Source organism: Pseudoxanthomonas sp. Soil82, from assembly GCF_040446535.1.
In the GTDB taxonomy this organism is placed as follows: Bacteria; Pseudomonadota; Gammaproteobacteria; order Xanthomonadales; family Xanthomonadaceae; genus Pseudoxanthomonas; species Pseudoxanthomonas kaohsiungensis.
The window spans coordinates 558,432-578,235 of record NZ_JBEAAK010000002.1 but is presented as its reverse complement, the minus strand read 5'-3'; the positions used below and the strand labels follow the sequence as shown (position 1 = coordinate 578,235).

The following is a 19,804-nucleotide window of genomic DNA, read 5'->3' as shown; positions in this document are numbered from 1 at the left end:
GCCATGCGCATACCCGCCGTTCCACCCCATCAGGCACCCGCCTCCCGACCCGGGCACGGCGGGGTTCCGGCCGGGGTGGCGCGGGCGCGGGGTCAGGCGAACCGGGCCGCCCGGGCGCCGGGAGCGCGCCGGTGAACGGTCCCCGCGCCCCGTCGACCCGCCGCCTGGCCCTGCTGCTGGGCGGGCTGGCCATGTTCGGCCCGTTCTCGATCGACACCATCTTCCCGGCCTTCCCGCAGATGGCCGCGCAGTTCGGCGCCGACAAGCTGGCGATGCAGCAGACCATCAGCGTCTACCTGGCCGCCTATGCGCTGATGAGCATCGTCCATGGGCCGCTGTCCGATGCGATCGGCCGGCGCCGGGTGATCCTGGGCGGGCTGTCGGTGTTCATCGTCGCCTCGGTCGGCTGCGCGCTGGCGCCCGACCTGCGGATCCTGCTCGCGTTCCGCGCGCTGCAGGGCCTGTCGGCCGGCGTGGGCCTGATCGTGGGCCGGGCGGTGATCCGCGACGTGCTGCACGGCAGCGATGCGCAGCGGCTGATGAGCCACGTGTCGATGATCTTCGGCATCGCCCCGGCGATCGCGCCGATCATCGGTGGCTGGATGCTCGGCGCCGGGCGCTGGCCGCTGATCTTCTGGTTCCTGGCCGCGTTCTCGGTGCTGCTGCTGGCCAGCACCGCGCTGTGGCTGCCGGAGACCCATCCGCCGGCCTCGCGCATGCCGCTGCGGGCGGGCCGCCTGGCGCGCGATTACCTGGCCATCGCCCTGAACCCGCGCTTCCAGCGCCTGGCCGCGGCCGGCGCGTTCGGCTTCGCCGGCCTGTTCCTGTACATCGCCTCGGCACCGGCGTTCGTGATGGACCTGCTGGGCCTGGGCGAGCAGCAGTTCGCCTGGCTGTTCATCCCGACCATCGGCGGCATGACCCTGGGCGCGTTCCTGTCCGGACGCGTGGCCGGGCGCTGGCAGCCGCCGTACCAGGTCGGGGTTGGCTATGCCTGCATGGGCGTGGCGGCGCTGGCGAACGTGCTCTACAGCGCGCTGGCGCCGGCGCTGTCGGTGCCCTGGGCGGTGCTGCCGATGAGCCTGGCCGCGTTCGGCGTGGCCCTGGTGTTCCCGGTGCTGACCCTGGCGATCCTGGACATGTACCCGCGCCAGCGCGGCTCGGCCTCGTCGCTGCAGGCGTTCACCCAGCTGGTGCTCAATGCGGCCGTGGCCGGCGCGCTGTCGCCGCTGCTGAGCCAGCACGGCCTGCACCTGGCGCTGGGCATGGCCGCCTTCGTCGTCCTGGGCTGGGCGTTCTGGCGCTGGGAGGCGCGCGTGTCGCGCCGCTTCCCGCCACCGCCCTCATCGCCGACACTGGAGCCGGGCGACCAGCTCTGATCTTTTTTCCTCCGGAGTACCGCATGTCGATCCAGTCCAAGGCCCGTCGCGACGCCCGCAGGCGCAAGGCCGAGCGCGAGCGCAACCGCCGCGGCGATGCGCCGGCGATCGAGCCGCACGCCGAGTTGCGCGACCGCGACGACAACCTCCTGGCCGGGATCGTCCGCCAGTCCGGCGTGTGGGTGCTGGGCATGGACGGCCGCATCGTCGGCAGCAGCGACAGCGCCGCGCAGGTGCTCATGCTGATCCGCCGCGCCCAGCGCCTGCACGACGAGAAGGGCGTTCCGGTCAAGCTGGTCTATTCCGATGCCCTGCGTGACGAGGCCGAGCTGGAAGCGGCCGCCCACGGCAAGTCGCTGGCCGACTACGAGAAGCAGCTCGAGGACGAGATGGCCGCGGCGCAGCCGGCGACGCAGGGCACAGTGCAGTGACCGCGCTCGCGTAGGCGCCCCCCTGGTCGGCGGACGCCGCTGGATCCATGGGATCGCTGTCCAGGTCGACCGCGTCGGGTCGCCGATGAATCGGCTCCTGCATGAGGAGCGGCTGGCCAGCTCGTGTAGGAGCCCATCCTCATGGGCGACCCGACGCCGCTGGAGAGCCACGACGCCACCGCCCTGCCGACGATGCGGGATTGCCGGTGGATGGGCGCTGCGGTGGAACAGGCGGCCCGCGGCCAAAAAAAGAACGGGCGCCGCGAGGGCGCCCGTGTTGCATCGGTGGAGTGACGCTCAGCCCTGTCCGGCAGGCGCCTCCGGCGCTTGCGGGACCGCGGGAGCCTGCGGCGCGGCCGGTGCGGCCGCCGTCGCCTGCCAGCCGCACTGCTTGCCCTGGTTCTGCTGCTTGAGCCACTCCTGCAGCGGGGCGAAGTACTCCAGCACCGCGCCGCCGTCGATCTGCTCGCTGCCGGTCAGCTCCTTCAGCGTGGCCTGCCACGGCTGGCTGGCGCCGCGCGCCAGCATCGCCTGGAATTTCCGGCCCGCCTCCGGGTTGCCGTAGAAGCTGCATTCGTACAGCGGGCCGGTGTGGCCGGACGCTTCGCACAGCGACTTGTAGAACTGGAACTGCAGCACGTGCGAGAGGAAGTAGCGCGTGTACGGGGTATTGCCCGGCACGTGGTACTTGGCGCCCGGGTCGAAGAACTCCTCGCCGCGCGCGCTGGCCGGGGCCACGCCCTGGTACTTGGCCTTCAGCTCCCACCAGGCCTGGTTGTAGCGCTCCGGGGCGATCGAGCCGTCGAATACCCCCCAGCGCCAGCGGTCGATCATCAGGCCGAACGGCAGGAACGAGACCTTGGCCAGGGCCATGCGCATCTGCGCGTTGATCAGCGCCTCCTGGCTCTGGCTCTGCGCACCGACCAGGCCGATCGACTCCAGGTACTTCGGCGTCATCGCCAGCACGATGGTATCGCCGATGGCCTCGTGGAAGCCGTCGTTGGCGCCGTTCTGGAACAGCGGCGGCTGCACGTTGTAGGCCAGGTCGTAATAGATGTGGCCCAGCTCGTGGTAGATGGTGGTGAAGTCTTCCTCGTTGGGCTTGATGCACATCTTGGTGCGCACGTCGCCTTCCATGTTCATGTCCCACGCGCTGGCGTGGCAGACCACGTCGCGGTCCAGCGGCTTGATGAACTGCGTCTTCTGCCAGTAGCTCTCCGGCAGCTTGGGCATGCCCAGCGAGACGTAGAAGTCCTGCGCGCGCTCGGTCATCTGCTTGGCGACCTGCAGCTGCGCCTCGCGTTCGGCCTCGAAGCGCGCCTTGGCGTCGGCGCCCGGGCCGCGCTTGTACAGCGCCGCGCCCAGGTCCTGCTGGTACTGCTTCTCCAGCGCGCCGGTGATGTCCAGGCTGCCGGCGCCGGGGTAGGGCTGCAGCATGTCCCACAGGTTGCCCCAGTCCTGCTGCCACATGTTGCCGGTCAGGTGCGCCGGGATCAGGCCGCCGCCGACCTGGCCCTTCTCCACGCCGTAGGTCTGCTGCAGGCGGTCGCGCGCGAAGCAGTGCAGCTGCTCGTACAGCGGGCGCACCTGCTCCCAGAGGCGGTCGGTCTCGGCCGCGAACTGGTCCGGCGGCATGTCGTAGCCGCTGCGCCACATCGCCCCGGTGTTGGCATAGCCCATCTCCCTGGCGCCCTCGTTGACCAGCTCGACGAAGCGCGCGTAGTCCTGGCGCATCGGCTTGGCGATGCTGTGCCAGCCCTGCCACGCATCGAGCTGGGCGTCGTAGTCGCGGCTGGAGCGCAGCACGTCTTCGAGCTCGCCCAGCTGGCGGCACTGCTTCGCCTCGCCTTCGCCGGTGCAGTAGGTACCGGCGCCGTAGTCGCCTTCCATCTTGGCGGCGATGCTCGCCAGCTCGGACAGCTTGGCCGGGTCCTTGGGCGCGGGCATCGCGGTCATCAGCTTGAGCAGCGCCAGGGCGCGCTTGCTGTCCTCGCTCATCGGCTGGCCTTCGAACTTCTTGGCCTCCTCGATCCAGGCATTGAGCTGGGCCAGTGCACGCTCGTTGGCCTTGGCCGCCACGCGCTGGCTGTCGTCGTTGATGTAGGTCGACGACAGCCACTGCGCCGAGGTCATCTCCGGGAACGCCGCCTTGTACTCGGCGTTGACCCGGGCGACGAACTCGTCGGCGGTCTCGCCGGACGGCGCGGTGGCGGCGGGGGCGGCGGCATCCCCGGGGGTGGCTTCCTTCTTGCAGGCGGACAGCGAGAGCACGCCCGCGGCGATGGCGAGCGGGAGCAGCAGGTGGCGGTGTTTCACGTAGGGTCCCCGGTGGGCTTGCGGTGCGGGCAGGCTAGTGGCTGCACGGCCCGGTCGCAAGGGTAGGTCGCGTCCGCGCGCTCCTGGCCGGCCGCCGCCGCTCACGCCGGCGGGGTGCAGCCGGCGAACAGGTCCAGGTCCCGCTCGTAGAGCGAGGTGCGGACCTGCATCAGGCCCAGGACCGAGGAGAACAGGTTGTCGTGGTCGGCCGGCTGGGCGGCCCGTTCGCGCAGGCAGGCCAGGTCGAGCTTGCGCGCGGCGCTGAAGCCGGCCGAAAACCACATGGCCATCGGCACCCGGACCTGCTGTTCGGGCGCGATCGCCCACGGCATGCCGTGCAGGTAAAGGCCTTTTTCGCCGAGCGATTCCCCGTGGTCGGAGAGGTAGATCATGGCGGTGTCGTAATCGTCCATGCGGCCCAGCGCCTGGATGGTGCGGGCGAGGAAATGGTCGGTGTAGAGCACCGCGTTGTCGTAGCTGTTCACGATCTGCTGGCGGCTGCAGCCGCCCAGGTCCGGGGTGTCGCAGGTCGGCTGGTAGCGGCGGAACGCCGGCGGATACCGCTGGAAGTAGCTGGGGCCGTGGTTGCCGAGCGGATGCAGCACCAGCACCCGGTCACCGGGCCGGGCCCGCGCGCGCTCGGCCAGCCGCTCCAGCAGGATCTCGTCCATGCAGCGGCCGTTGGCGCACAGCGCCGGATCGGCAGCATCGTCCAGGTGGTCGATCTCCAGCGCCTCGCACACGCCCTTGCAACCGGACTGGTTGTCCCGCCACAGGGTGGCGATGCCGGCATGCTCGAGCACGTGCAGCAGCGACTGGTGGGCGCGGATGCGTGCCTGGTCGTAGTCGCGCCTGCCCCAGGGCGAGAACATGCAGGGCAGCGAGACTTCGGTCGCGGTGCCGCACGAGCGCATGTCGGGGAAGTTGACCACGCCGATCCGGGCCAGTTCCGGGGTGGTCTGACGCGCGTAACCGTCCAGGCCCCAGTTCGCCGCTCGCACCGTTTCACCCACGACGATCACCAGCAAGCGCGGCCGGCTGCCAGGACCGCGCACGATGGCGCGGGCGTCGGTGCCCAGCGGCAACCTGGGCGCACGATGGCCCGGGTCGGCCTGACGCAACGCGCGCGGCAGGCCGACCAGGAGGTTGGCTGGAGTCGCCAGGTAGCGGATCTCGCGGTGCGCGCGCAGCAGCGGGGTCAGGTCCTGCGAGGCGAGCAGGACGCCACTGGCGACCATGCCCACGGCGGTGGCCAGCAGCAGTGCCCGCCGCCGCAACGCCTGCGGCAGGCGCCGTCGCAACAGCCGTACCCGCCACAGGAGCCAGCCCGGCACCACTGCCAGGGCCAGCGGCCACAGCAGTGAAAGCGTCAGCAGTTCGCCGGCTTCCTTCGGGTCGGTGGCCAGCACGTTGCGCAGCATGTCCACGTCGAAATAGATGTGGTAGCGGTCCATGTAGTGCGCGGCGGCAAGCGCGGCCAGCAGCAGCGTGCCCAGCACGATGCGCGCGTTCCAGCGCCATACCAGCAGGCCCAGCAGCAGGCCATGGACGCCGGCCAGCAGCAGGAACAGCGCCGACGCCAGCCGCAGGCTGCCCGGGTGCACCGCCAGCGCGCTGCGCCAGAAGAGGCCGTTGCAGGCGAGGGTGAAGAACAGCGCGGCCCAGCCGATGAGCGCCTCGGTGCTCAGGGTTGGACGCGCCCGCAGGCGGTTGGCCAGCGCCGGCCAGGCCGGGCGTCGCAGCGGCCAGGTGCTCATGCCTGCACCTGCGGCGGCAGGCGGCCGGGCCGGACGCGGACGAACAGGCAGTACAGGCCGAGCGACACCACCCAGCAGATGGCGAGCGCGGCGACGTCATGGGAGAGGAAGTGCGCGCCGCGCAGTTGCTGTCCGGCGCCGAACAGCGCGCCGGCGGCCAGGCCGATGGCCAGCCCGCGCCAACGCCAGCGCGGCCGCCAGAGCAGCGCGGCGAAGTACAGGGAGACCCATGCGTAGCCTGCGCTGGCGTGGCCGGCCGGATAGCACGCCAGGCGCGGCACGCGGGCGGCGGCCAGCGCGGACGCGCCGGCGTCGTCGCGCGCACCGCCATAGCGTGCCAGATCCCAGGGACAGGCGACGTCGGTCGCGGCCTTGAGCAGCGAGACGCTGGCGCTGCCCAGCGCGCTGGCGAGCAGCAGGTAGAGCAGGGGCCGGCGCAGGGGCGCCCATCGCGGGCGGCGCAGCGCGGCCAGATTCAGGGCGAGCACCACCAGCCCGGCGAGCAGGCTGAGCCACTTGCCCCCGCGATGGATCACCGTGCTGGTCAACCAGTGCTCGCGCAGAACCCAGTGGCCGCCCTCCAGCCCGAACAGCGCGTCGGCCAGCCAGCGGTCGCCGCCGGCGCGCATCAGCAGCACGCTCGCCACCACGGCCGCCGCCAACGGCCACGCCAGGTGCCGGGCCAGGAAACAGGTGGGCAGCGTCGGCCGCGGCGCAGGAAACGGATCGGGCATGGACGACAAGGCGGCACGCGAGGCAGGGAAGGCGCGGCCATGCTGGTGGCGCCGGTGTCGGACTGCGGTCGGAGCGGTGTTGCCACCGGGTTAAGGTGCAGGCGGCGTTCATCGCGGGTGGATCGCGGCGACCGGAGTTTCCGCCGGCCTCCGACGGAATTCCGACGGCCGGAGGACTACCATGGCCCGTCGCCCCCCGGATCCGGCCATGCGGCTGCTGGTCATCGAAGACAACCGTCAACTGGTCGCCAACCTGTTCGAGTACTTCGAGGCGCGCGGCCATGTGCTCGACGCCGCGCCCGACGGCTTGACCGGCCTGCACCTGGCGACCAGCCACGCCTATGACGCGCTGGTGGTCGACTGGATGCTGCCGCGGATGGATGGCCCGGAGATGCTGCGCCGCCTGCGCGAGCAGCACCATCTGGAGACGCCGGCGATCATGCTCACCGCCCGCGACGAGTTGCCGGACAAGATCGCCGGGTTCCGTGCCGGCGCCGACGACTACCTGACCAAGCCGTTCGCGCTGCCCGAGCTGGAGATCCGGCTGGAATCGCTGCTGCTGCGCGTGCGCGGACGGCAGCAGAAGAAGGTCCTGGAAGTGGACGGACTGGTGCTGGACCTGGCCACGCTCGAGGTACGGCGCGACGGCCGCCCGCTGCACCTGTACCCGGCCTGCCGCAAACTGCTGGAGGCGCTGATGCGCGCCAGTCCCGGCGCGCTCAGCCGGGGCGAGCTGGAGTTCGCGCTCTGGGGCGATGCTCCGCCGGAGGGCGACCTGCTGCGCTCGCATATCTACGAACTGCGCCGCGTGGTCGACGGGCCGTTCCCGCACAAGCTCATCCACACACTGCCGCGGGTCGGCTACCGGCTCGCCAGGCAGGCGCCGGGCGATGGCTGAGCGCCCGCGCAGGCCGGCATCGCTGCGCCGGCGCATGGTCCTGTGGCTGCTCGCGTTCACCGCGGTGGTCTCGGTGCTGGTGTTCGCCGTGGGCATCCAGGTCCACGAGCACGCCGAGCACGCGGCGTGGCGCTCGCTGCTGGGCTCGGAACTCGCGGCGATCGAGGAGCATGCCGCGCGCGACCCGGGCTACCGCTGGCAGGACTCGGACACCTTGCGGCTGTATCGCCTGGATTCGACCACCGACCTGCCCGGGGAGCTGCGCGGGCTGGCTGACGGCCTGCACGACAACGTCCACGTGGACGGCCGCCTGAGCGCGGTCATGGTGCGACGGAGTGGGCGGTACGGACGGCTGGCGCTGGTGCTGGACATCGAGGACTTCCACGAGATGGAGTCGTTCGCCGAGCGCCTGGCGCTGTTGGGCGGCATCGTCCTGATCGTGGTCACCGGACTGGCGGCCTGGCTCGGCGTGGGCCGGCTGGTGCGGCCGCTCTCGGTGTTGGCCGAGGACATCGCCCACCTGCGTCCCGGCGCGCCGGGGCAGCGGATCGAGGTCGCGCGTGGCGGCAGTTCCGAGCTGTACGTGATCGCCCAGGCACTCAACGACTACCTCGAGCGCAATGCCCGCTTCGTGGAGCGCGAACGGGTGTTCATCACCACCGCCAGCCACGAGCTGCGCACGCCGCTGGCGGTGATCGGCGGGGCCACCGAGCTGGCGCTGGGCAACCCCGCGCTACCCGCGCAGGCACGCGCGCAGATGCAGCGGGTCCTGCGTACCGCGCAGGACGTGGAGCAGCTGATCCAGCTGCTGCTGGTGCTCGCGCGCGAACCGGCGCGGCTGGCGGCGTTGTCCGAGCCGGTCGAACTGGACGCGGTGATCCGGCAGGTGGTCGAAGACCATGCGCACCTGCTGGGCGACAAGCAGCTGGCAGTGGAGTTCGAACCGCTGGCGCCATGCACGGTGATGGCGCCGCCGGGCGTGGTCCGCGCGGCGATCGGCAACCTGCTGCGCAACGCGATCGAGAGCAGCGACAGCGGGGTCGTCCGCGTCGGCCTGTCGGCTGCGGGGGTGGCCACGATCGACGATCCCGGCCACGGCATGTCGCCCGAGGAGATCAGCGCGATCCACGCGCGCCTGGCCCGCGGCACGGGCGACGACCGTTCCGAGGGAATCGGCCTGGAACTGATCGCGCGCCTGTGCGAGCACCTGGGCTGGCGCCTGGTGTTCACCGCGCGCCAGCCGCAGGGGACCCGCGTGAGCCTGGACCTGGGGCGCTCGCGCCTTGCGTGAATGACGACGTGCGCGCCGCAGCGCCCGGCGCGTCGGCGGCCGGGGCGGCCGACCGGGCCGCGCTCAGGCCGGAAGCAGGCCGCGTTCGACCAGCCACTGCCGCGCATCGTCGGCGTCCTGCTCGAACCGCGCCGCCATGCCGCCAGGGCGCTGGCACGGGTCGGCGCGTCGCCACGCGCTGCGGCATTGCCGCTGTCCTGCGCTCAGGCCGGAAGCAGGCCGCGTTCGACCAGCCACTGCCGCGCATCGTCGGCATCCTGCTCGAACCACGCCTGCGTCGACCCCAGCCGATAGGTGTACCCCCACGCATCCATGTCCGCCATCAGCCGCGCCCGGCCCACGCCCGGCAACGAATCGGCCAGCACGATCTGCAGGTAGCAGGTGGCGTCCTCTTCGGCGACCGAGTCGGTGGCGTCGGTATGCACCGCGGCCCGGCGCTCGGGCGGCAGCACGATCAGGTGGCAGGCCTCGTGCAGCATCGAATGCACCGGCGTGTCGCCGCGGGCGAAGACCGTGGTGCCGATGATCCCGGCCTCCGGTTCGCCCCAGTAGCTGCCCGGGATCGGGTCGCCGTCGGCGACCGGTTCGAGGGTCAGCCCGTGGCGCGACAGCAGCGAGGCGGCATCGCCCAGGGCGATGTCGCGCAGGCACAGGATCGGGGGGGCGGGGGCGTCCATCGTCCGGGTTGCGCTCGCGCGCGCCGGTCGCGTGGCTGGCGGCGCTACAGGGTGGGTCGCCGGGGCGCGCGGCCCCGGCCGGCCGTCAGCCGTTGCCTTCCGGCAGGGCCACCGAGATGTCGAGCACGTCGTGGTCGCCGTCCTTGATCACGTCGACCTTGACCGCGTCGACGTCGACGTTGACGTACTTCTTGATCACCTCGAGCAGCTCGCGACGCAGCAGCGGCAGGTAGTCCGGGGCGCCGCGGCTGCTGCGCTCCTGGGCGATGATGATCTGCAGCCGGTTCTTGGCCGTGGCTGCGGTGTCTTTCTTGGCCTTCAGGAAATCGAACAGTCCCATGCTCAACCTCCGAACAGCTTGCTGAAGAAGCCTTTCTTCTCCAGGGTGGTGAATCGCATCGGCCGGTCTTCGCCGAGCAGGCGCGCCACCGCGTCGTCGTAGGCCTGGCCGGCCTCCGACTCCCCTTCCAGGATCACCGGCTCGCCCTTGTTGGAGGCATTGAGCACGTCCGACGATTCGGGGATCACGCCGACCGCCTTCAGTCCGAGCACTTCCTCCACGTCGGTGATGCTGAGCATCTCGCCGGTGGCCACGCGCGCGGGGCTGTAGCGGGTGAGCAGCAGGTGCGAGGGCACGGTCTCGCCGCCCTCGGCCCGGCGGGTCTTGGAGTCGAGCAGGCCGATGATGCGGTCGGAGTCGCGCACCGAGGACACTTCCGGGTTGACCACCACCACCGCCTTGTCGGCGAAGTACATGGCCAGGAACGCGCCCTTCTCGATGCCGGCCGGCGAGTCGCAGACGATGTAGTCGAAGCCGTCGGCCGCCAGGTCCTTGAGCACCTTCTCCACGCCTTCCTTGGTCAGCGCGTCCTTGTCGCGGGTCTGCGAGGCGGCCAGCACGTAGAGGTTGTCGAAGCGCTTGTCCTTGATCAGGGCCTGCTTGAGCGTGGCCTCGCCGTGGACGACGTTGACGAAGTCGTACACCACGCGGCGCTCGCAGCCCATGATCAGGTCCAGGTTGCGCAGGCCGACGTCGAAATCGATCACCGCGGTCTTGTGGCCGCGCTTGGCCAGGCCGATGGCGATGCTCGCGCTGGAGGTGGTCTTGCCGACGCCGCCCTTGCCGGAAGTGACTACGATGATTTCAGCCAATGGATGTCTCCTGGTGCTGCGTGCGGGGGGTGGGCGCGCCAGGCGGCGTTGCCGCCGGCGCGCCGGGGGTCATTCGAGCGCGGCCAGCTTGAGCTGGTCGTTTTCCAGCCAGATCTGCACGGCCTTGCCGCGCAGCTTCTCGGGGATATCGTCCAGCACCTTGTAGTGGCCGGCAATGGCCACCAGCTCGGCGTGGAAGTCTCGGCAGAAGATCCGCGCCTCGGCATTGCCCTGGGCGCCGGCCAGGGCGCGGCCACGCAGGGTGCCGTAGATGTGGATCGAGCCGTCGGAAATGACTTCGGCGCCGGCGCCGACGGTGGACAGCACGGTCAGGTCGCAGCCTTCGGCGTACAGCTGCTGCCCCGAGCGCACCGGGGTCTTCTGGATGCGGCCGGGGGCGCGCGGCTTTTCCGCCGGTGCGGTACGGGCGGCGGCGCGCGGGGCGGCGGCCGGTTCCGGCGCGGCGCGTGGTGCCGGCGCCGGCGCCGGCGCCGCATCGGCATGTTCGTACTGGGCGCGGAACTTGGCCAGCACCGGCAGCCCGAGCTGTTCGGCCAGGGCGTCGTTGTCGCGGGTGCCGTAGGCCAGTGCCACCGGCAGCACGCCGGCCTCGCGCAGCCCGTCGATCAGGGCACGGGCGGTGGCCTCGTCCGGGGTGCGGGCCAGGCCGCCGAAGTCGACGATCACCGCGGCACGGCCAAACAGCTTGGGCGCGCGCTGCACGCGCTCGCGCATCTCGCGCACGAGCTGGTCGACGTCGAGGGTGCGGATGCGCAGGTTGGCGATGCCGACCTGGCCGATCTTCAGTTCGCCCGCCTGTTCGTAGTCGTTCGCCGCCACCGCCACGTCAGGTACCCGTCGCACGGCTGTCGCGCGGCTGGCGCTGGCGGGGACGGCCGACCCAGGGCAGGTCGGGCAGGGCGTCGCCGTAGGTCTCGTGCACCCACGGATAGCTGCACAGGGTCTTGGTCATCATGCTGGCGCGCACGTCCACGTCGGGCATCACGTTCTGCCCGGCCTCGTGGAAGCCGAAGCTGCCATGGAACAGCAGCGCCGGGTCGGCGCCGTGGTCGAGGAACACCTCGCAGCACAGCTGCGGGTAGCGCAGCTCGGCGTAGCTCTGCACGTCGGCGTAGAACGCACGGCCGACACCGCCGCCGCGGCGCCGGCTGGCGACCACGATCCGGTCGATGTAGAAGAAGTGCGGGTAGCGGGCCTTGAACCAGGCGAAGTTGCTGCTGTCGTGGTCGCTGCCGCTGCCGAAGCCGACCAGGAAGCCGGCCAGGTTGCCGTCGCGCTCGGCGACGCGGAAGTACTCGGCCTGCTCGTAGAACGCGCGCAACCGGGCCGCGTCCAGCGGCAGGATCGCCGAGCCGGCATTGTTGTTGAGCGCCAGGACCGAATCCAGCTCGTGTTCGCGCACGTCGCGGATGACGATGGACATGGGGGTAAAGCCGACTCCAGTAGGACAAAACCGGCCGGCGGCGCGGCCGGGCGGGATTATCGCACGGGGGGGAAGCCCCCGCGAGCAGGCATGACTTCCGTCCGCCGCGGCCGGGCGGGCGGGCCCGTAAGATGCGGTCATGTTCGGACGCCTCAGCCATACCCGCCTGCTGCGCTACGCCGGCCTGTTCACCTGGGCGATGGTGGGCGTGCCGCTGGTGTACTCGCAGTACGTGCCCGCCGACGGGGGCGAGGAACTGGCCAGCCTGGGCGCGCGTGCGATCTGGCTGTTCGCCTGCTACCTGGGCTTCGGCGCCTGCTACTGGTGGCTGACGCGCGGGCTGGGCCATGCCGCGGGCAGCTGGATGGACCGGCTGCTGCTGCTGGTGCTGACCGTGTTCGCGCTGGCGGTGAGCTACTTCAACGGGTCCGGCCTGGGCAGCATCCTGCTGATGGTGGCCGCCGGGGTGATCCCGTGGCTGCTGCCGGCCGGGTCGGGCGTGGTCCTGCTGCTGCTGAGCCAGCTGGCGGTGCTGCCGATCTATTACACCGTGTTCCGGATGCCGCTGTTCGAGGCGTTGATGCAGTCGCTGCTCTACGCCGGCTTCTCGATGTTCATCTACGTGACCAGCCTGGTCGCGCGGCAGCAGGCCCAGGCCCGCGACGAGCAGCGCCGGCTCAATGCCGAACTGCGCGCCACCCGCGCGCTGCTGGCCGAAAGCGCGCGGGTCAACGAGCGCACCCGGATCTCGCGCGAGCTGCACGACCTGCTCGGCCACCACCTGACCGCGCTGAGCCTGAACCTGGAAGTGGCCAGCCACATGACCCAGGGCCGGGCCCAGGAACACGTGCGCCAGGCCAACACCCTGGCCCGGCTGCTGCTGACCGACGTGCGCGAGGCGGTCAGCCAGCTGCGCGATTCCAGCGGCGGCATCGACCTGGCCGCCGCCCTGCGGCCGCTGGCCGACCACGTGCCGTCCCTGGACATCACCCTGGAAGTGGAGTCGCCGCTGGCCATCGACGACCCCGAGCGCGCCCACGTGATGCTGCGCTGTACCCAGGAGATCATCACCAATGCCGTCCGCCACGCCGGCGCGCGCCACCTGCGGATCCGGGTGCGGCGCGAGTCGGGCGCGGTGGTGCTGGAGGCCGTCGACGATGGCCAGGGCGCCGACGGGCTGGTTCCGGGCAACGGCCTGCGCGGCATGCGCGAACGGGTCCAGCAGTGCGGCGGTACCCTCGACATCCAGACCCGGCGCGGCGAAGGTTTCCGCCTGCGCCTTTCCATTCCCGTCTCCACCCCGGCCCACCCGGCCATCGAAGGAGCGCTTCCATGATCCGAGTCTGCCTGGTCGACGACCAGACCCTGGTCCGCCAGGGCATCCGTTCACTGCTGGCGCTCGATGGCGGCATCGAGGTGGTCGCCGAGGCCGGCGACGGCCGCCAGGCGGTCGAGATGATCCCCCAGGTCAAGCCGGACGTGGTCCTGATGGACATGCGCATGCCGGCGATGTCGGGCCTGGAGGCGCTGCAGGTGCTGTCGCGCCAGGAGCAGCTGCCGCCGACGATCATCCTCACCACCTTCGACGACGACCAGCTGGTGCTGGCCGGGCTCAAGGCCGGGGCCAAGGGCTACCTGCTCAAGGACGTGTCGCTGGAGCAGCTGGTCGGGGCGATCCGGACCGTGGCCGAGGGCGGATCGCTGGTGCAGCCGGCCGTGACCCAGCGCCTGCTGTCGGGGCTGGAGCACATGCGCAACGACTTCGTCAGCCTAGACCGCCCGGACCCGCTGACCGACCGCGAGACCGAGATCCTGAGGCTGATGGCCAGCGGCTTCTCCAACAAGGAGATCGCCAACTCGCTGGGCGTGGCCGAGGGCACGATCAAGAACCACGTGTCCAACATCCTGTCCAAGCTGGGCGTGCGCGACCGCACCCGCGCGGTACTCAAGGCCTTCGAGCTGCAGCTGGTCTGAAGGCCAGGATGCCCGGCCCACCGCAGCGCGGCGGGCGTTCGCGGGCGCGCGAGCCGGCGGCTCGCAAACGGCGCCCGCTCACCCTGAGCAAGCTCGGCGTGCGCGACCGCACCCGCGCCGTCCTCAAGGCCTTCGAGCTGCAGCTGGTCTGAGTGGCAGGATGCCCGGCCCACCGCAGCGCGGCGGGCGATCGCGGGCGCACGCGGCGGCTCCCGGGCAGCGGCCGGGATGTCCCGTCGATCGCCGCGCGTACGCGAGCGTATCCCGGGGCCCGAGGCCGTTCAGCGCCTGGCCGGCAAGCGCGGGAACCCGGTGCCTACGCAGCCTGTCCCATGGGGACATCGGGCCACGCCCGGTGTAAGAATTTCGTTCACGTCGTGGCCGGGTCACCTGGCCGGCTGCGCGCGGGCGGCGAAGCCTGTTAGGATTCGCGGCTCGCCTTGTCAATTTGCCGTGGATTCGGCCCCGGAGACTCCTGCATGACCCGCATTTACGAGTTCCTGATCGCCTTGGGCATCGTGGCTGTTCTGGCCCTGGTGATCGGCCTTGTCCTGCCTTCGCACCGCCATATTTCCGAGAGCGTCGAAACCAACCGCAAGATGACCATCGTGTACGACACGGTGAACAACCTGCGCCGCTTCAAGGACTGGAACCCGCTGGTCCTGCGCGACCCGCAGATGCAGCTGAACGTCACCGGCCCCGAAGCCGGCGTCGGCGCGCGCCTGGACTACGTGTCCAACGAGGGCCGCATCGGCAAGGGCAGCTGGGAGATCGTCGACAGCGTCCCGAACGAGAAGGTCGTGATCAAGGTCGAGGACCCGGCGCGCGGCGACGACAAGACCGTGCAGTTCCTGCTGGAGCCGACCGGCAAGAACAACCGCAACGTCAAGATCACCCAGACCTATGACGTCGACTACGGCTGGAACCTGCTGGGCCGCTATGCCGGCCTGTACGTCAGCCGCCACGTCGGCGACGACATCAAGCTCGGCCTGGGCCGCATGTCCAACATGCTCGCCTCGGTGCCGAACTTCGACTACCGCGCCGAGGGCGTGCCGCTGACCGGCCTGAAGATCGTCGACGTGCCCGCGCTGGACCTGCTGGTGGTCAACGCCGGCAACATCGACCGCAACAACGAGGCGATCAAGCAGTCGATCAAGAACAACCAGGAGTGGATCAAGCGCACCCTGGAAGCGAACCCGGGCTTGGAGGCCGCCGGTCCGGTGCGGATCATCACCACCGACTTCGGCGCTGAGAAGTACGCGTTCGACGTGGCCGTGCCGGTCCGCCGCAAGGTCGCCGAGGCCCCGCAGGCCCCGCTGGCCGGCGAGCCGAAGGACCCGGAGACCGACACCCCGGCCGAGGACGTGGCCGTGCAGCTGGCCGCCGAAGGCGAGCCGCTGAAGGTCACGGTGCCGGCGGGTGCCCCGGTCGAGTACATCCGCACCGAGCCGCGTCGCGCCGCGTTCGCCTCCTACACCGGCTACATGGCCGAGCTGGATGCCGCGCGCAGCTCGCTGCGTGCCTGGGCCGTGACCCACGGCTACGAGGTCACCGACCGTCCGTACGAAATCTGGAAGGGGGGCGTCGACAAGTCGTTCACCGCCGAAGGCACGTACGACATCTACTGGGCGATCAAGTAACCGGTCGCCGGCCCTGGCCGGCGCGGCTACCGGATCCCGCGAACGAGCGCCGCGCAAGCGGCGCTTTTTCGTTTAGGCTCGCGCCAGCGGCGCAGTTGCGCCGTGGAGGAAAGCCGATGGCGTGGCGGGACGGTGGACGAACAGGGGCGTGGCTGGCCGCCGCCGGTGCGGTGCTGGCGGCGCTGGCGGTCGGCCTGTCGGCCTATGCCGCCCATGGCGTCGCCGACGCGCATGCGCGCGGCAACCTGCAGCTCGCGAGCCTGTATGCGTTCGGCCATGGCATCGCGCTGGCCGCGCTGGCGCCGGCCGCCGCGCGGCGCGTGCCGCTGCTCGCGCTGGCAGGCCTTCTGGCCGGTACGTTGCTGTTCGCCGGCAGTCTCACCTTCGCCGCGCTGCTGGGCTGGCCGACCCGGTTGGCGCCGTTGGGCGGCACCGTGTTGATGGCCAGCTGGCTCCTGTACGCGGTCGGCGTGGCGAGGCGCTGACATGCCGCGCCACGCCCGAGGCTTCGACGTGGAGGCCGCCTACGACCACCTCTCCCGTCGCGACCGCCGGCTCGGCGCATGGATGAAGCGGCTCGGCCCGTTGCCGGCCGAACCGCGCTGGCGCAAGCCCTTCGACCCGGTCGATGCCCTGGCCCGCGCGATCCTGTTCCAGCAACTGTCCGGCAAGGCGGCGTCAACCATCGTCGGCCGGGTCGAAGCGGCGATCGGAAGCAGCCGGCTGCACCACGATACGCTCGGTCGCATCGACGATGCCGCACTGCGTGCCTGCGGGGTGTCGGGCAACAAGACCCTCGCGCTGCGCGACCTGGCCGCGCGCGAATCGAGGGGGGAGATTCCCGACCTGCGCCGCATGGCCACCATGCACCAGGACGAGATCGTCGCCGCGCTGGTGCCGGTGCGGGGCATCGGCCGCTGGACGGTGGAGATGATGCTGATGTTCCGCCTCGGACGGCCGGACGTGCTGCCGGTGGACGACCTGGGCGTCCGCAAGGGCGCGCAGAGGGTCGACCGGCTGGAGGCGATGCCGACGCCGAAGGAGCTGGCCGCGCGCGGCGAGAAGTGGGGGCCGTACCGGACCTATGCCAGCCTGTATCTGTGGCGGATCGCTGACTTCGCCGCGGAGGCGAAGGCGCCGGTCAACCGCTCGCAGGACTGACCTCAGCGGCGAAGCGACATCCGCAGCAGGGTGTCGTCGTGGCGCACGTGGTGGTGGTAGAGCGCCGCCAGGGCGTGCAGTCCGACCAGCCAGTAGCCGGCGACTGCGATGCCCTCGTGCCAGCCTTCCAGGCGTTCGGCCAGGGCATGGTTCTCGGCAACCAGCAGCGGCAGCTGCAGGCCGGCGATCGACGGCGCGTGGCCTTCGGCGTTGAGCAGCAGGTAGCCGATGACCGGCATCGCCAGCAGCAGGCCGTACAGCGCGAGCGCGACGGCCGCGGACAGGAACGACTGCCACGCAGGCGGGCGTGGCGTGATCGGCGGGGGCCTGCCGGCCAGGCGCAGGCCCAGGCGCACCCACGTCAGGGCGAAGACCGACAGGCCGAGGAAGTAGTGCGCCGTCTTGATCGCTTCGCGCGAAGCGCTTCCGCGCGGGAACAGGCCGCGCAGCTCCATCGTGGCGTAGACCGCGGCCAGCAGCAGCACGGTGAGCCAGTGCAGGACGACCAGGCGGCGAGGAAAGCGGGCAGCTGGAATCGGGGGCATGGTCGTGTCCAAGAGTCGCCTCTGCCGAGTATCGGCCGCGGTCCGGCGGTGGGCCTTGATCGTGGTCAAGGGAGCCGGCGGCCATCCCCGTGCGGACGCGGCCGCGACGGGCGACCGTCTTGCCGACTCAGCGATCGCGGCCGCGGAACCGCCAATGCCAGGGTTCGTAGACGATGCCGTGCGGGTTGTCGCGCGGGTAGCTGAGCGAGAACCCGTGCCTGGCCGCGTGTTGCGACAGCCAGGCGAACGCCGGGGTGGTCTCGAACGATTCCTCGGCCGGCGGTTCGCCCGGCGTGCCGATGTCGAGCGCTTCGCCGCCATGGTGCTCGCTGTAGCCCGGCGCGGCGTTGACCTGCAGGATCTCCGCCACTTCCAGTCCGCGGGCGCGTTTCCGCTCGAAGATGCCGAGCTGGTAGTCGTGGCTGCGGTAGCCGGAGATGGCCTCCAGCGCGATTCCGCCCGCGGCAGCGTCGCGCCGCATCGCCTGCCAGGCGCGCGCCGCGGCCGGGGCCAGCCACAGCGGGCGGCGGTAGCGGTCGAAGCCGGCCAGCAGCAGCCACTCCGGCTCGGCGACCAGCGCCAGTCCGGTGCGGCGCGCGTACGCGCCATCGATGCCCAGCGCCGCCAGCCGGTCTTCCAGGCCGTGCAGCGGCATGTCCCGGGGGGGATGCGCCGGGCCGCGGGCCGGGCCCGGGGCGTCGAGCAGGTCGAGGGCCGCGTCGATGCCCGGTTCGCGGGCCAGCCGCGGCACCAGCGGCCAGAGGCCTTCGTCCAGCACCGCGGCCAGGTAGCGGCCATCGCGCTTGCGTCGCAGCACCTGGCGGGCGCGGGACAGCGCGCGCGCGTCGGCGTTGCCGCGCGCGCGCAGCAGCCCGGCCGGCCACAGCTCGATCGCGGCGGTATTGAGCAGGCGGGCCTGGAGCGGGGCGAGGGGCGTGCGCATCGTGGCGGCAGGTTAGCCGCGTCCGGAGTGCATCGCCAGTTCGCGCAGCCGTGCCAGCAGCGCGGCCGGGTCGGCCGGTTCGATCAGCAGGTCGTGCCTGCCGCTGCCCGGCAGCCACAGCTTGCGCCGGCCATCGGTGATGGCGACGAAACTGCGGCGGCGGTTGCGCAGCAGGAACCAGCCGCTGTGGAAACCGGGGATCGAGAAGCCGTTGGTCTTGAGCGTGGGTTTCAGCTCGGTGCGTTCGTCCAGGTCCACCACCCGCGCCTGGTCCAGCTTCAGTTCCGCCAGCGGCGTGGTGCAGCGGTAGAAGGACGAACGGACCTCCAGCGCGTCGGCGGAGACACGCAGGGCTTGCCGCTGCATGGAGCGCGCCAGCACCCACCACAGCGCGCCGCACAGCAGGACCAGTCCGCCGAGGACCAGCGCCACGGTCAGGGGCACGCTGCCGCCGACCAGGCTGGTCGCGCTGCCGGTCAGTACTGGAATTGCCAGCGTGGCGGCGGTGAGCACCAGCGGCAGCAGCAGGCAGAGCGTGAACAGCCAGGCGCGTGCGCGGGGGCCCGGGGGCACGAGTTGGAACCGAGGTTCGGCGACTGGACTCATTGCGGGACTCCCGGCGCAATCGAGGAACGGATGGAGGGAAGCAGCGGGGCCGTCATCGCCGGGGAAGGTACGCCACGCGAAAGTCAGCGCAGCGCCAGCGCGAGGCCGGCGAGCAGGGTGCAGGCCGATGCGGCCACGAGGGCGATGAGCAAGGGCCGTGCGCGCGGACCGAACCGGCGCTCGATCAGGTGGACGATGTGCAGCATGTGCGTTTCTCCGTCAGGCTTCGCGCTTGAACACCGCCAGCAGCGCCATCATCGGGCCGGGCGATACGATCTGGACCAGTTCCCAGCCCAGCTGTCCCTGGCGCACCAGGGCTTCCTGCAGTACTTCCTGCTTGAACGCGCCCATCAGGCTGGGCTTGACCTCGATCACCTGGTACTGCCAGCGCATGCTCACTCCTCCGTTTCACCGTTGCCGCCCGGCTTCGGCAGCCGGCCTGCCTTGCGCAGCGCGTCGCGCAACACGTACTCGATCTGCGCGTTGAGGCTGCGCAGCTCGTCGTCGGCCCAGCGCTGCGCCGCCGCCAGCACCTCGGCGTTGATTCGCAGCGGATAGGCCTTCTTCTCCGCCATCGCCTAGCGCCTCGTGCCGCCGCGGCGCAGGTGCAGCACCATCGACACCGCCAGCGCGTTGACCGCCACCACCATCGCCACCACCACCGCGACCTGCGCGGCCTGTCGGCCGGTGGCGAAGTACAGGCCGACCGCGCCGGCGAGGATGGACAGGGCGATCAGCGCCCAGCGCAAGGCGGTGCCGCGACCGTGCGCGTCGTCCGCGCGGGCATGCCAGGCGGCGATGCCCAGCGCGGGCAACCCGGTCACGGCGACGATCAGCGGCACCAGCGCGTCCACGG

Annotated in this window: 25 protein-coding genes and 1 pseudogene; 11 read left to right on the top strand and 15 right to left on the bottom strand. The window is 71.2% G+C overall.

Annotation, left to right across the window (positions count from 1 at the left end; all coding sequences use genetic code 11):
* Positions 1-164 precede the first annotated feature (164 nt).
* The 3 genes from ABKA19_RS08200 (at position 165) to ABKA19_RS08190 (ending at position 2,104) form a co-directional block, all read left to right on the top strand.
* Positions 165-1,379 carry a multidrug effflux MFS transporter gene (locus ABKA19_RS08200; RefSeq protein ID WP_353688621.1) on the top strand — a complete coding sequence of 405 codons (1,215 nt, stop codon included), beginning with the start codon at positions 165-167 and terminating at the stop codon, positions 1,377-1,379.
* Positions 1,380-1,402: 23 nt separating this feature from the next.
* The gene (locus tag ABKA19_RS08195; RefSeq protein WP_353688480.1) at positions 1,403-1,810 is read left to right on the top strand and encodes a hypothetical protein; all 408 of its coding nucleotides are present in this window, start codon (positions 1,403-1,405) and stop codon (positions 1,808-1,810) included.
* A gap of 141 nt (positions 1,811-1,951) precedes the next feature.
* Entirely contained in the window at positions 1,952-2,104 is a 153-nt protein-coding gene (locus ABKA19_RS08190) for a hypothetical protein (RefSeq protein ID WP_353688479.1), read from the top strand.
* Positions 2,105-2,107: 3 nt separating this feature from the next.
* Here the strand turns inward: ABKA19_RS08190 and ABKA19_RS08185 are convergent, their stop codons facing one another.
* The 3 genes from ABKA19_RS08185 to ABKA19_RS08175 form a co-directional block, all read right to left on the bottom strand.
* Positions 2,108-4,126, bottom strand: coding sequence for a M2 family metallopeptidase (locus ABKA19_RS08185; RefSeq protein ID WP_353688478.1), 2,019 nt, complete (start codon positions 4,124-4,126; stop codon positions 2,108-2,110).
* A gap of 101 nt (positions 4,127-4,227) precedes the next feature.
* Positions 4,228-5,883 (bottom strand): phosphoethanolamine transferase, encoded by a 1,656-nt coding sequence (locus ABKA19_RS08180; RefSeq protein ID WP_353688477.1) that lies wholly within the window; start codon positions 5,881-5,883, stop codon positions 4,228-4,230.
* Entirely contained in the window at positions 5,880-6,617 is a 738-nt protein-coding gene (locus tag ABKA19_RS08175) for a phosphatase PAP2 family protein (protein ID WP_353688476.1), read from the bottom strand. Before ABKA19_RS08175 ends, ABKA19_RS08180 begins: the two co-directional genes overlap by 4 nt.
* 208 nt (positions 6,618-6,825) lie before the next feature.
* On the opposite strand from ABKA19_RS08175, the gene ABKA19_RS08170 reads away from it, so the two are divergent.
* Positions 6,826-7,515, top strand: coding sequence for a response regulator transcription factor (locus ABKA19_RS08170; protein WP_353688620.1), 690 nt, complete (start codon positions 6,826-6,828; stop codon positions 7,513-7,515).
* A complete protein-coding gene (locus ABKA19_RS08165) occupies positions 7,508-8,806 on the top strand; it encodes a sensor histidine kinase (RefSeq protein ID WP_353688475.1) in 1,299 nt (432 codons plus the stop codon). The genes ABKA19_RS08170 and ABKA19_RS08165 overlap by 8 nt, the downstream gene beginning before the upstream one ends.
* Before the next feature lie 203 nt (positions 8,807-9,009).
* Here ABKA19_RS08165 and ABKA19_RS08160 read toward each other — a convergent pair whose 3' ends face one another.
* The 5 genes from ABKA19_RS08160 to ABKA19_RS08140 form a co-directional block, all read right to left on the bottom strand.
* On the bottom strand, positions 9,010-9,483 hold the full coding sequence (locus tag ABKA19_RS08160; protein WP_353688474.1) for a hypothetical protein: 474 nt from the start codon (positions 9,481-9,483) through the stop codon (positions 9,010-9,012).
* An 85-nt stretch (positions 9,484-9,568) separates the two neighbouring features.
* Positions 9,569-9,823, bottom strand: coding sequence for a cell division topological specificity factor MinE (gene minE, locus ABKA19_RS08155; protein WP_162377815.1), 255 nt, complete (start codon positions 9,821-9,823; stop codon positions 9,569-9,571).
* 2 nt (positions 9,824-9,825) lie between these two features.
* The gene (gene minD, locus ABKA19_RS08150) at positions 9,826-10,635 is read right to left on the bottom strand and encodes a septum site-determining protein MinD (protein WP_353688473.1); all 810 of its coding nucleotides are present in this window, start codon (positions 10,633-10,635) and stop codon (positions 9,826-9,828) included.
* A gap of 69 nt (positions 10,636-10,704) precedes the next feature.
* Positions 10,705-11,499 carry a septum site-determining protein MinC gene (minC, locus tag ABKA19_RS08145; protein ID WP_502945740.1) on the bottom strand — a complete coding sequence of 265 codons (795 nt, stop codon included), beginning with the start codon at positions 11,497-11,499 and terminating at the stop codon, positions 10,705-10,707.
* Entirely contained in the window at positions 11,483-12,079 is a 597-nt protein-coding gene (locus tag ABKA19_RS08140) for a GNAT family N-acetyltransferase (protein ID WP_162377813.1), read from the bottom strand. The genes minC and ABKA19_RS08140 overlap by 17 nt, the downstream gene beginning before the upstream one ends.
* 139 nt (positions 12,080-12,218) lie before the next feature.
* On the opposite strand from ABKA19_RS08140, the gene ABKA19_RS08135 reads away from it, so the two are divergent.
* From ABKA19_RS08135 to ABKA19_RS08110, 6 genes and pseudogenes are all read left to right on the top strand, one after another.
* A complete protein-coding gene (locus ABKA19_RS08135; RefSeq protein ID WP_162377812.1) occupies positions 12,219-13,415 on the top strand; it encodes a sensor histidine kinase in 1,197 nt (398 codons plus the stop codon).
* A complete protein-coding gene (locus tag ABKA19_RS08130; protein ID WP_162377811.1) occupies positions 13,412-14,053 on the top strand; it encodes a response regulator in 642 nt (213 codons plus the stop codon). Before ABKA19_RS08135 ends, ABKA19_RS08130 begins: the two co-directional genes overlap by 4 nt.
* 83 nt (positions 14,054-14,136) lie before the next feature.
* A pseudogene (locus tag ABKA19_RS08125) lies at positions 14,137-14,205 on the top strand (DNA-binding response regulator); the annotation flags it as partial.
* A gap of 327 nt (positions 14,206-14,532) precedes the next feature.
* Positions 14,533-15,693, top strand: coding sequence for a polyketide cyclase (locus tag ABKA19_RS08120; RefSeq protein ID WP_353688472.1), 1,161 nt, complete (start codon positions 14,533-14,535; stop codon positions 15,691-15,693).
* A gap of 116 nt (positions 15,694-15,809) precedes the next feature.
* A complete protein-coding gene (locus tag ABKA19_RS08115) occupies positions 15,810-16,178 on the top strand; it encodes a DUF423 domain-containing protein (protein WP_353688471.1) in 369 nt (122 codons plus the stop codon).
* 1 nt (position 16,179) lies between these two features.
* Complete coding sequence (locus ABKA19_RS08110) at positions 16,180-16,854, top strand: DNA-3-methyladenine glycosylase family protein (protein WP_353688470.1); 675 nt, start codon at positions 16,180-16,182, stop codon at positions 16,852-16,854.
* 2 nt (positions 16,855-16,856) lie between these two features.
* On the opposite strand, the gene ABKA19_RS08105 is transcribed toward ABKA19_RS08110, so the two are convergent.
* From ABKA19_RS08105 to ABKA19_RS08075, 7 genes are all read right to left on the bottom strand, one after another.
* Positions 16,857-17,399, bottom strand: coding sequence for a cytochrome b (locus ABKA19_RS08105; protein ID WP_353688469.1), 543 nt, complete (start codon positions 17,397-17,399; stop codon positions 16,857-16,859).
* A 127-nt stretch (positions 17,400-17,526) separates the two neighbouring features.
* Positions 17,527-18,342 carry a M15 family metallopeptidase gene (locus ABKA19_RS08100; RefSeq protein WP_353688468.1) on the bottom strand — a complete coding sequence of 272 codons (816 nt, stop codon included), beginning with the start codon at positions 18,340-18,342 and terminating at the stop codon, positions 17,527-17,529.
* 12 nt (positions 18,343-18,354) lie between these two features.
* Positions 18,355-18,915, bottom strand: coding sequence for a PH domain-containing protein (locus ABKA19_RS08095; protein ID WP_353688467.1), 561 nt, complete (start codon positions 18,913-18,915; stop codon positions 18,355-18,357).
* 116 nt (positions 18,916-19,031) lie between these two features.
* On the bottom strand, positions 19,032-19,154 hold the full coding sequence (locus ABKA19_RS08090; protein WP_274381869.1) for a hypothetical protein: 123 nt from the start codon (positions 19,152-19,154) through the stop codon (positions 19,032-19,034).
* 13 nt (positions 19,155-19,167) lie between these two features.
* Positions 19,168-19,341, bottom strand: coding sequence for a DUF4177 domain-containing protein (locus ABKA19_RS08085; RefSeq protein ID WP_374319420.1), 174 nt, complete (start codon positions 19,339-19,341; stop codon positions 19,168-19,170).
* Positions 19,342-19,343: 2 nt separating this feature from the next.
* On the bottom strand, positions 19,344-19,523 hold the full coding sequence (locus ABKA19_RS08080; protein ID WP_162377803.1) for a type II toxin-antitoxin system antitoxin: 180 nt from the start codon (positions 19,521-19,523) through the stop codon (positions 19,344-19,346).
* A 3-nt stretch (positions 19,524-19,526) separates the two neighbouring features.
* The gene (locus ABKA19_RS08075; protein ID WP_353688466.1) at positions 19,527-19,802 is read right to left on the bottom strand and encodes a hypothetical protein; all 276 of its coding nucleotides are present in this window, start codon (positions 19,800-19,802) and stop codon (positions 19,527-19,529) included.
* Positions 19,803-19,804: the final 2 nt, after the last annotated feature.